Source organism: Rhodoluna sp. (assembly GCF_044232805.1).
Taxonomy (GTDB): Bacteria; Actinomycetota; Actinomycetes; order Actinomycetales; family Microbacteriaceae; genus Rhodoluna.
This window is the reverse complement of the sequence record NZ_JBIILG010000036.1, coordinates 1-10987: the sequence shown is the minus strand read 5'-3', so window position 1 is coordinate 10987 and position 10987 is coordinate 1. Positions and strand designations below refer to the sequence as shown.

Genomic DNA, 10987 nt, shown 5'->3' with positions numbered 1-10987 from the left:
TTACCCCGAGAGATTCCGAAATCAACCGTGCTATTTTGACTGCCTCCGTGGATTTGTCGGCACTGATGTTTGGAGCTGGCGACAATACTTCTGAGCACACTCCATTTTTTTGTCTGGTCTCCACAATCGGCCAGCTCACAAAATCACCATTTGGATTTCTGGCACTTAGCTGAGCAAGTTCTCTTTTGAATGAAACTTTTTGTTCCACCAGTAATGACCCACCTAGCGAAGCGAGCATGGGGGCAGCAAGCCAATCGGAAACTTGTTCCGAAGAACTAACCACTCGAACACCCTTACCGTCATATCCGCCGATTGGTGTCTTCACAACAACTTCGGGGCCATGCTCATTGATGAACTGATCTAATTGCAAGGCTGTGAAGACTTCTTTCCAAATAGGGTTCGGTGCACCAATCTTGTGTAGCGCTTGGCGCATAACAAGTTTGTTCTGAGCATGTGCAAGGGCCTTTGATGAAGGTTGAACAGAAATTCCCTGCTGCTCTAATTGCTGCAAGATCACAAGCGGCACATGCTCGTGATCGAAGGTTATGACATCAACCGATTTAGCAAAGGTCAGAACAGTTTCAAGGTCAGTGAAGTCTCCAACAAGTGTGGTGGCATCAGCTGCCGGAGAGTTATCAGTTTCTGCGAGAACTTTTAGTTCGATACCCAGTTGGCTGGCAGGAGCGATTATCATTCGGGCAAGTTGACCACCGCCAATTACACCAACGCGGGAGTTAGTCAACTAAATGATCCTTACAACTAAAGAGTTTTGCTTGCCTCGGCTTCAATGGCGGCGGCTAACTGCTTAGGTCTAGAGTAGCCGCTGACAGTAATCACCTGGCCATCGACTTTGACCAAGGATATCGCCTTTGCTCGAAGTGGTTTGGGGCGCTGAACTTCAATAGACGAAAGCTCCGAAAGGTTTAGCACTTTTTTACGTAATCCAAATAGGCCGGAGCGGTGAATTATCCTCTGGTCAGTAATCACTAGTGATGCGGCCAACCAATTAAGTAAAGGAAGTAACCAAAAAAGCGAAACTGCCACGATGGCCGCCCATAAGACAATCTGATATAGATCGGGGGCAACCAATTCAAAAAAGTAGATCACTGAAAATGAGCTAGCGGCTAAAACCAAAGTTGGAAACAGTAAAGCAGCTGCCCTTGGGCGAAGTCGCACCAATTTAGTTTCAAAAGTTTCAGTCACTATCTAATCTTCCCACTTTGCAGTTCTGAGGTGTAGGACATCGCCGGCAGAGACAGTTAGTGTCTTGGTAGCACTCAATACTTGCAACCTGCCACCTTCGTCTATTCCAATCGCCTCACCAATGGCCGATGAACCATCTGGAAACAAGACCTCTACAAGCTCTCCGATAGTTGCCGATGCCTCAATGATTCTTGCTCGCAAGCCACTAGCTACCGCATCACCACCAGCTTCAACAAGGTCTAAGTAAAGGTGCTGGAAGTGACTTAGGGTTCGTGCCAGCAAGCTGTCTCTATCGAGATTGGTTGCACCTTCTACTAATAAAGAAGTAGCGGAGCCAGTTGGCAGCTCTTGTGCGCTTTGATTCACGTTGATCCCAAAACCCACCACCACAGCCGATAGGTCTGAGTTTGCTTCAGCCAGTATTCCGCTTATTTTTTGACCATTGACCAAAACATCGTTTGGCCACTTGATCTTGGATTCGATACCCACTTCGGCGAGCGCGGTTTTGATCGCCTCAGCCATCACCAAAGTAAGCCACCCGATTCCTTCGTCCTCTTTGAAACTGGGTCGAAGTAATACTGAGGCCATGACGGAACTACCGGAAGCTGCCTGCCACTTTCTATCCAGGCGACCCCGCCCTGCTGTTTGAAACTCAGTTATAAGGGTAAAAAACTCTGGATGTTGATTCGAGGCGGCTAGGGCAAGTAAGTCTTGGTTGGTGGATCCAGTTTCCGCAACCGCCAACAGGCCGTTAGCTACTAGAGAGGTCTTTGGGTATTCCATGGGTAAAGCCTAGGCCAGGGCTGGTTTGTAGGAATCCTCACCAATATGGAAATATTCTCTGCGTAAAGCTGCAATAACATCACCTATGACCTCCTATAAAGTTGGTCCGATACTGCCAAAAAGCAAATGGAGAGACATTGACTGAAAAGCGCTCGGAGGCAGACCTTTCCACCACTGCCGGCAAAATCGAAGACCTTAGAAACCGCTACCACGAGGCGGTCCACGCCAATGGTGATGCCGCTGTAAAAAAACAGCACGCTAAGGGAAAAAAGACTGCTCGCGAAAGAATCGACATCCTTTTGGATAAAGGCTCTTTTGTTGAGGTAGACGAGTTTGTTCGTCATCGATCTAATGCTTTTGGCATGGACGTCAATCGTCCCTATGGTGATTCCGTAGTGACTGGCTTTGGAACCATCCACGGCAGGCAAGTTGCCGTTTACTCCCAGGACTTCACAGTATTTGGCGGATCGCTTGGTGAAGCAGCTGGAAACAAGATCATCAAGATTATGGATCTGGCCATTTCAACAGGCGTGCCGATAATTGGCATTTTGGATTCCGGTGGAGCCAGAATCCAAGAAGGTGTTGTGGCTCTTGGCAAATACGGCGAGATTTTTAGAAAAAACACCATGGCTTCAGGTGTGATTCCTCAGATTTCAATCATCATGGGGCCCGCTGCAGGTGGCGCTGTTTACTCCCCTGCACTGACCGACTTTGTAATCATGGTTGATAAAACTTCAAACATGTTTGTTACCGGCCCCGATGTGATCTTGACCGTGACGGGTGAAGAAGTTGGCATGGAAGAGCTCGGCGGTGCCAGGGCACACAACGAGACTTCCGGGGTGGCTCACTACCTAGCCAGTGACGAAGATGATGCTCTCGACTACGCACGTAACATGCTTAGCTTTCTGCCGCAAAACAACTTAGGCGAAACAGTTGTCTATGACTCACACTCTGAGCTTGAAATCACCGAGCTTGACAAGAAACTAAACACACTGATTCCTGACTCACCAAACCAGCCCTATGACATGCGCACCGTAATTGAACACCTGGTTGACGAGGCAAACTTTTTGGAAGTTCAGCCACTGTTTGCACCAAACATCTTGATTGGTTTTGCACGAGTTGATGGCCGAAGTGTTGGAATAATTGCTAACCAGCCATCAGCTATGGCGGGAACACTAAACATTGACGCGGGTGAGAAAGCGGCGCGATTTGTTCGCTTCTGCGATGCGTTTTCTATTCCTATTCTCACCCTGGTGGATGTTCCAGGATATCTTCCTGGAACCGATCAGGAGTGGGCCGGAGTTATCAGGCGCGGGGCAAAGCTGTTGTACGCATACGCAGAAGCAACCGTTCCACTGGTAACTGTGATTACTCGCAAGGCTTACGGTGGCGCATACATCGTCATGGGCTCAAAACAACTTGGGGCCGATATCAACTTAGCTTGGCCAAGCGCTGAAATCGCTGTTATGGGCGGTCAGGGAGCTGTGAACATTTTGTTCCGCGACAAGATCAAAGAAGCAGAAGAGGCCGGTAAGGACATAGCTAAAGTTCGTGCCGAGCTAGCTGCCGAATACACCTATAACGTGGCCTCACCATTCTTAGCAGCTGAGCGAGGTGAGCTCGATGGAGTTATTGAACCAGCAGCCACCAGAGTCTCAATCATCAAAGCTCTTAGAGCTCTGCGCACCAAGCGCGCATCGCTACCTCCCAAAAAGCATGGAAACATTCCGCTCTAATGCCAAACTCTGAAGACAAAGATCTAGCCACTGAGCTAGAAGTCGTTTCCGGAAATCCAACCGAGCAGGAGTTGGCAGCAGTAGTTGCCGTTTTGCGTGAGACAGTCAGCACAACTGAATCGGCACAACCAGAACCCAATTGGGCAAAAGGCGGCCCGATGCTTCGCGAGAGCAGCGGCCCCGGAGCTCTAGAGTGGCGATCAGATTTCAAGGGTGAAATTTAGTCCCCCAAAATGGGGACAGCTCAGACCGAGTATTTTGCAAACACCAGGACGGGCATTAACTAAGTTAAGAGAAGAACCATTCGGTAGTAGCTATCAGGGGAAAGCTTGAATGGTTTGGGGGTTGAGACCCGGGCCTGTATACAGCCCGGGTTCTCCATTTAAAACTTCAAGAAAACATCTGGTGTTGCGGTGCCTGCTCTAGACGCAACGAAGGTTGCGTTTATGTCTCCACCGCGTGGTGCACGAATAGTAACTCTTCCACTAGAAATCTGATCGAGTTCCGCTGCTAGTTTTTGCCTTAGCTCAGTTTTGGAATTTTCAGCCAAAGCTGCCAGCCCGCCTTCATCCAAAACAACTACTTCAATACCTCGCAAGCGAGCGGATCGGATAGCTTCCTGCATTTTGGAATCGATGAGTTCTCGACCCCGAATAGCGTCGCGCAACTGGGCTTCCAAAAGCTTTGCTTCTTGTTTGGATTCTTCATCTAATTGACCGGCTGCGATTTTTTGAAGTAGTGGATAGGAGACTCGTAAAGTCTCACTAAGCCTTCGAGATCTCTCCAGTCGAGTTGAAGACTCAACTGCTGCCGCAGCTTCAATCTCGATTGCTTTATCTAGGTAAGTTTGAGTTTCGATTTCAATGCGAGTAAGTGCAAAAGAAAGCACATTGGCTGCGACAACTAAACTCATGGCCCCGGCTAGCCCACTGTTAAACAGCGTTTCGGTGCCGCCCCAAACCAAGACCTCTAGGGTTAAAACGGCAGCACCGATCCAAGAAACTGCTTGTTGGCCCCTGATTGCAGTAACGGCCAATAGGGCACCTAACCCGGATACGTACCAGCTTGTTTGAGAGTCCACGGTTGCCACATCGATAGCCTCTTGGATTAGTTGGGGAACAATTACAACAACTAAAAGATTGATCCAAGCCAAAAGCGCTGGTATCTCTCGGGTGCGGTAGTAAAAAACTGAAAACAATGCAACAAACACGTACATGAGGATTGCTCCCAGGGCAAAAATCCAGTTGTCGTAGCGATCAAATCCGATAAGCGCGGTAACTGGTGGGTTGAGAACCAATAAGGCACCAACTACCTGAACTAACCAAAGCGGAAGCCTAAACACTTGGGCTCCACTCCAGCACTACGTCCGTGCCTTTTCCAGGTTCCGATCTAATGAAGACTCGACCGCCTACTGACTTCACACGGCCAATAATTGAAAGCTGAATACCAAGGCGGTCTTTGGGAATTTTTGAAGCTCGAAAACCCTTGCCGGTATCGCTGACAACTATCTTTAAGCCTGTGCCCTGACTCTGAAGCAAAACGCTTCTTTTGGCGGAACTGCCTCCGTGCTTAGTTGAGTTATCAACGGCTTGAAGGGTCGCTTCGGTTAGAGCCTCAGAAATAAGCTCCGGTAGCAGTGCGTTGTTGGTTTGCTGGACAGTGACTTCAAAACTTGGGTGCACCTCGTGAATTCTGTTTTGAAGAGCCTCAAAGAAACTGACTTGCGTAATTGCGGTAACGGTTTTGAGTGACGCGTTATCTTCGTCTAGCCTTCTAAGTGCTTCAGCTGCCGACTCTTTGGCTAAAGATATCTCTTCAGGGGTTTGGGCTTTGGATGCAACCAACAGGGCTGTTAGGACGCTGTCGTGCACCAAAGCGTCCAATCTTGATTGCTCTAACTCCATCGCCTGACTCTGAGCACTCTTTACGCCACTGGCAATCAAATTTTGATTAGCAAAGTCTGTTTTAGCTGCTTGCCATCTAAAAGCCGCTGCCATTGTCGTGGCGATTGAAGCCAAAACAAATAAATGCAAGGAGTCCTGGATTGCCAGAATTAGTTCACCGGAACCGCCACTCGGTGATATTCGTGTGGGTATCCAACCCAAGGAAACGATAAAAATGTAAAGAACTCCCAGCCAGAAGCGAAAAGAGATGCCTGCAGCAACTGCAGAAATTCCAAGCAACCACCAAATCCATGGTTTGAAGGTCTCGGGTAATACCGTTGATGCATCGTAATGAAGCGGCCAAGTTGCCAACAGCACCAGGGTCAAAACCGGTATCGCTCTAAACCAAAACAGTGGCGACTGAAAGAAAAAGTGACTGATCAAGAAACCAACAACGAGGAAAGCTAGCAGCGCCACAGAAGCTACAAACACCAAGGTGTTTAGAGACTCCAGCTGCCTGAAGCCATTGACCAAAGCCTCAGTGACTACAGCGACAAGCAAAAAGGAGTAGATACTTGCAATGAGTTGGTTTACTCGATTTACTGAATAGCTTTTTGTGGAAACGGGTCTCTTGAGGGCCAATTAGAGACTTCCTTCCTCAATCAAGCCATCCTCAATTGCCCGAAGCAACAGTTCGGTCTTATTCACGGCAGGCCGACCGATAGTCGCGTACTTGTTTCGGACTCGATCGATATGCTCTTTGGCGGTAGAAACCGTGATGTTGAGGCTGTATGCAACTTGTTTTAGCGCTAAACCAGAAGCGTAAAGCGATAGCACCTCCTGCTCTCTTGGGGAAAGCTTGGCGCTGGTGAAATCTTGGTCAGCATCAATCGCGGCCGTGGTTTGAAGATTGTTTACAAGCATGCCGGCTGCCGCCATCCGAATTGCGTCCACTAATTCACTCATGCTGTGTGATTTGGGAACAAGAGCTGCGGCTCCAGCTTTTAGCGCAGCTCGAACTAGCTGGGCTTTGTCGGCGATGCTAAAAACTAGAACTGAGATACCTTTTTCAACTAGGCGCTTTACGTTTTCTTCAACTTTTGAACCATCCGAAAGCGATAGGTCTAAAACCGCCACGTCGGGATTCTTTCCAGCAATCGAGCCAAGAGCAGCCGCCACCGAATCAGTTGACGCCAGTAGCTTGAAATTGTTCTGCTCGCAAACGGTAGAAAGAGCCAGCCGAATTGCTTCGTGATCATCAATAATGATCACACCAATTTCTTGTATTCCCGTGATTGAGGAAACGGTAGAAAGTTTTGTCATTCCAGAACCAGACTAACTATGGTTTCAAAATGGTGAGTGTGAGGAAACAAGTCAAAGGCTCGAATAGTTTCAACGCGATAACCCGAAGCCGTGAAGGTTTTTAGGTCTCTAGCCAAAGACACCGGGTCACATGCAACGTAAATGATTTTCTTGGGCTTCAGAAAAGTCAATTGTTCAACAACTTGTTTGCCGGCTCCGGCCCTTGGGGGATCAAGAATTACAGTTGCTCCAGATAGTTCTAGGCCTTGCTTGATTTGCAGCTTCAAGAAGCCCTCCACCGGCGCAGCTACCGCTTTATGTTTAGCTAGGTCAACCAGGTTGGCAGAAGCATCGCTGGTTGCCACCTTTGATGACTCGACGGTGGTGATGTTCAGTTTTTTACCGTATTTGGTCGCAAGCGCTCCAGAAAATAATCCAACACCTCCATAGAGATCCAAGTTGTTGGCTTCAACCTCGAGCCCCTCAGAAAGCTCAACAATTTGGGAGGCTAGCAGTTCGGCTGCTCCCCTGTGTACCTGCCAGAAACCTCCGCTCGAGATTCTAAAACTTCTTCCTAGCGCGCGCTCAGTGAGTCTTTTGTCACCTTTGATTTTCTTATCGATGAACCACTGAATACCGCCAGTTGAAGCACTAGAGATTTCAATTCGCTTCACGTCTTGCCAGTTCTTTAGATGTACTCCTAGTTCGTTTATCTCTGCGACGGCCAGTGGCAGGGACTTCACCGGAACAACTTCGTGACTTCTCTCCCGGTAGGGACCTGCTACCCCCTCTTCAGAAACATGCAATTGAATTCTGGTTCGATAGCCGAGTCCGTTTGTGAGCTCGTCTCCAGGCACCGCCATGACTTGCACGCGCTGGTTGATTCCTGCCATTCGAGATAGCGACTCTTCCAGGACATCGGTTTTTAGCTGACGTTGGTATTCCAGTGCTAGGTGTCCAAACTCAGCGCCACCGGCGCCTAGTCGATCGGCTTCTTTCCAGACGTGAGCAACTCTTTTGGCGGAGGGGGCAAGAACTTCAGTTGTTTCTGCACGGCAGAATGATCCACCCTTGTCTTCAAAAACTTTCGCCCGGACTTTTTCTCCTGGCGCGGTGTGGGAAACAAAGACCACGCGGCCCTCGTGCCTTGCTACGAAGATGCCACCGTGGGCAACCTTTTCAATTTCTAGCTCAAGCTCGCGGTCTTGCCAATTCTCTGTTTTGCTCATTGGACAAGTGTTCCACAACTCCAAGTAGTCTTTATCCGTGACCCGTTTAGTCTTGGCCTCTAGCTCCCCCGCCAGGTTCTCCCTGCTCAAAGCAGCAGGGATTGACCCAGAGGTTCTTATCCCAACCGCGGATGAGCAAGCACTTTCCGATCAGTTCAAAGCCAGTAACTCCAATCACACAACTTCCCAGTTGGTTCAATACCTGGCAGACGCCAAGGCGGAATCGGTAGTAACTATGCAGGAGACTTTTGGAGCCCTGGTGCTCGGGGGTGACTCAGCTCTTGAGTTTCAAGGAGCAACCCTTGGTAAACCCCATATTGCCGAAGTGGCCATTGAGCGCTGGAAGCAACTACGTGGAAACCATGGTGTCCTGCACAGCGGTCATTGCTTGATTGATAATCGAGACCCAGCTGCACCGAAGGTGGTTTCAAAAACAAGCTCCACCAAGGTTTACTTTGCCAACATCACGGACGCAGAAATCGAAGCCTATGTTGCTACCACTGAGCCCTTGAAAGTCGCGGGGGCCTTCACTATTGATGGCATTGGTGGTGCGTTCATTGACCGTATAGAAGGTGACGCACACACCGTGGTCGGCTTGTCGCTAGGTGTCGTTAGAGATCTTTGCGGCCAACTGGGAGTTGAATACACCAGTCTTTGGCGCTAATCACAGGGTTTGCGCTGATTGTTTGTAGCCAAGGGCCAATTTTGACCCATCAATAGCCAATAGGATTCTGTCTTATGAGCGGATTGATCACAAAAGTACTCATCGCCAACCGTGGCGAGATCGCCGTTCGCATCGCTAGAGCTGCAAAAGACAGTGGCAGAAAATCAGTTGCGGTCTATGCAGATCAAGATCGCGATAGCTTGCACGTGAGGGTATCCGATGAGGCCTACGCCCTAAACGGAACGACCTCCGCTGAAACCTACCTGGTTATTGAAAAACTTCTCTCAATTGCAAAAAGATCCAACTGTAATGCTGTCCACCCCGGCTATGGTTTCCTCGCAGAAAATGCTGAGTTTGCCCGGGCGGTCAGCAAAGCGGGTTTGATTTGGATTGGCCCAACCCCAGAAGCAATTGAACGCCTTGGCGATAAAGTTTCGGCCAGGCACGTTGCCGAAAAAGTGGGTGCACCACTTGCTCCTGGAACTTTGAACCCAGTTAAAAACGCCAAAGAAGTTTTGGATTTTGTTTCCAAGCACGGGTTGCCGGTTGCTATCAAGGCAGCCTATGGCGGAGGCGGCCGAGGAATCAAAGTCGCCTATCAAGAATCAGAAGTTGCCGAACTGTTTGAATCTGCTACCCGAGAAGCAGTTGCAGCTTTTGGAAGAGGTGAGTGCTTTGTTGAAAAATATCTTGAGAAGCCTCGCCACGTTGAAACGCAGTGCCTCGCTGACAGCGCTGGCAATGTGGTGGTTGTTTCCACCAGAGACTGCTCCTTGCAGCGAAGGCACCAAAAACTTGTGGAAGAAGCGCCAGCACCATTTCTAACCGCCAAACAAACCAAAGAGCTGTACGAATCTTCCAAAGCAATTCTTAGAGAAGTTGGTTACATCGGAGCCGGCACCTGCGAGTTCTTGGTGGCTCAAGACGGAACCATATCTTTTCTGGAAGTCAACACCAGGCTGCAGGTTGAGCACCCGGTCTCCGAAGAGGTAACTGGGCTGGATCTAGTCAGAGAGCAATTCCGCATTGCCGAGGGCGGATTGATTGATTACCCAGACCCTGAGGTTTCGGGCCACAGTTTCGAATTCAGAATCAACGGTGAAGATCCAGGCCAAAACTTTATGCCAGCTCCTGGATCAGTGCACGTTTTTAGAGCGCCAGGTGGGCCAGGGGTTCGAGTAGATAGCGGTGTTGAATCGGGAGATTCAATTTCTGGAAACTTTGATTCCATGATTGCAAAACTTATTGTTACCGGCAAGGACCGCACTCAAGCACTTGAGCGATCAAGGCGTGCTCTTGCCGAATTGCAGGTTTTGGGTTTGCCTACCGTGATTCCTTTCCATCGCAAGATTGTTAATGACCCAGCATTTGTTGCAAGCGATGGAAAATTTGGTGTTTACACCCGCTGGATAGAAACAGAGTGGATAAACGACCTACAGCCTTGGAGTGGACTAGTAGATCCCATTGATGAGATATCCAACTCTCGAAAGAATGTGGTTGTTGAAGTTGATGGCAAACGCATTGAGGTAAGTCTTCCTGCCAGAATGCTTCAAGGTGGCAGTGCTAGCGCGACTGGCGGTCGCGCACCAAAGCGAAAAATCTCTTCCCACAACAGCTCAAGTGGGGCAGGTAACAAATCTATAAAAGCTCCTATGCAATCAACCGTTGTGAAGCTTGCGGTAGCAGCCGGTGACAAAGTCGTTGAGGGGGATCAAGTTCTGGTGCTAGAAGCCATGAAGATGGAGCAGTCGATATCTTCGCCACGCAATGGCGTCATTAAGGCCGTAAAGGTTTCAGTCGGTGAAACTGTTCCCTCTGGAACTGTCTTGATCGAGTTTGAGGACTAATCGAAGTTTGGGCTGTTCATGCCATCTATTTGGGGCCTCATTTCAACTTCGCGCTCGACAGCTAGACTGAAAACCATGACTAATCCACTGGAAATACATAGCAATAGCCCATTCGAAATTGCCAAACAGGCTGCCGATCAAATTCGTGAAGCAACGGGAATCGAAACTCACGACATCGCACTGACCCTTGGCTCTGGCTGGGCAAAGGCAGCTGACCTTATCGGTGAAGAAGTTGCCAGCGTTCCAGCTAAGGACATCATTGGATTCTCGGCTCCGGTTGTTGAAGGTCACGTTGCCTCCATTCGTTCCATCAAGTTGCCTAGTGGCAAGTACGCCTTGG

11 protein-coding genes and 1 pseudogene are annotated in these 10987 nt (G+C 49.2%); 5 read left to right on the top strand and 7 right to left on the bottom strand.

Translation table 11 applies throughout. The features are described 5' to 3' along the window. From AC9UES_RS05315 to AC9UES_RS05305, 3 genes are all read right to left on the bottom strand, one after another. Positions 1-742 (bottom strand): ATP-grasp domain-containing protein (locus AC9UES_RS05315; protein WP_509527333.1); only part of this gene is annotated, 742 nt, incomplete at its 3' end. Positions 743-759: 17 nt separating this feature from the next. Then, a complete protein-coding gene (locus AC9UES_RS05310; RefSeq protein ID WP_509527331.1) occupies positions 760-1203 on the bottom strand; it encodes a PH domain-containing protein in 444 nt (147 codons plus the stop codon). A gap of 3 nt (positions 1204-1206) precedes the next feature. Next, entirely contained in the window at positions 1207-1986 is a 780-nt protein-coding gene (locus AC9UES_RS05305; protein WP_509527330.1) for a biotin--[acetyl-CoA-carboxylase] ligase, read from the bottom strand. A 137-nt stretch (positions 1987-2123) separates the two neighbouring features. Here AC9UES_RS05305 and AC9UES_RS05300 point away from each other — a divergent pair, with 137 nt between their 5' ends. Beyond that, the gene (locus tag AC9UES_RS05300; protein WP_509527328.1) at positions 2124-3722 is read left to right on the top strand and encodes an acyl-CoA carboxylase subunit beta; all 1599 of its coding nucleotides are present in this window, start codon (positions 2124-2126) and stop codon (positions 3720-3722) included. Beyond that, positions 3722-3946: an acyl-CoA carboxylase subunit epsilon gene (locus AC9UES_RS05295; protein WP_509527326.1), complete on the top strand. Its 225-nt coding sequence runs from the start codon at positions 3722-3724 to the stop codon at positions 3944-3946. The genes AC9UES_RS05300 and AC9UES_RS05295 overlap by 1 nt, the downstream gene beginning before the upstream one ends. Positions 3947-4104: 158 nt before the next feature. Here AC9UES_RS05295 and AC9UES_RS05290 read toward each other — a convergent pair whose 3' ends face one another. The 4 genes from AC9UES_RS05290 to AC9UES_RS05275 are packed head-to-tail and all read right to left on the bottom strand — an operon-like array spanning position 4105 to position 8136. After that, positions 4105-5064: a hypothetical protein gene (locus tag AC9UES_RS05290; RefSeq protein WP_509527324.1), complete on the bottom strand. Its 960-nt coding sequence runs from the start codon at positions 5062-5064 to the stop codon at positions 4105-4107. Continuing rightward, positions 5057-6247 carry a sensor histidine kinase gene (locus AC9UES_RS05285; RefSeq protein WP_509527323.1) on the bottom strand — a complete coding sequence of 397 codons (1191 nt, stop codon included), beginning with the start codon at positions 6245-6247 and terminating at the stop codon, positions 5057-5059. Before AC9UES_RS05285 ends, AC9UES_RS05290 begins: the two co-directional genes overlap by 8 nt. Further along, positions 6248-6928: a response regulator transcription factor gene (locus AC9UES_RS05280; RefSeq protein ID WP_509527322.1), complete on the bottom strand. Its 681-nt coding sequence runs from the start codon at positions 6926-6928 to the stop codon at positions 6248-6250. After that, positions 6925-8136 (bottom strand): class I SAM-dependent RNA methyltransferase, encoded by a 1212-nt coding sequence (locus tag AC9UES_RS05275; protein ID WP_509527321.1) that lies wholly within the window; start codon positions 8134-8136, stop codon positions 6925-6927. Before AC9UES_RS05275 ends, AC9UES_RS05280 begins: the two co-directional genes overlap by 4 nt. Positions 8137-8173: 37 nt before the next feature. Between AC9UES_RS05275 and AC9UES_RS05270 the strand changes: the two genes are divergently transcribed. The 3 genes and pseudogenes from AC9UES_RS05270 to AC9UES_RS05260 all read left to right on the top strand — a co-directional run. Further along, a complete protein-coding gene (locus AC9UES_RS05270) occupies positions 8174-8800 on the top strand; it encodes a Maf family protein (protein WP_509527320.1) in 627 nt (208 codons plus the stop codon). Between the two features lie 74 nt (positions 8801-8874). Further along, entirely contained in the window at positions 8875-10647 is a 1773-nt protein-coding gene (locus AC9UES_RS05265; protein ID WP_509527319.1) for an acetyl/propionyl/methylcrotonyl-CoA carboxylase subunit alpha, read from the top strand. 75 nt (positions 10648-10722) lie between these two features. Beyond that, positions 10723-10987, top strand: a pseudogene (locus AC9UES_RS05260) (purine-nucleoside phosphorylase); the annotation flags it as partial.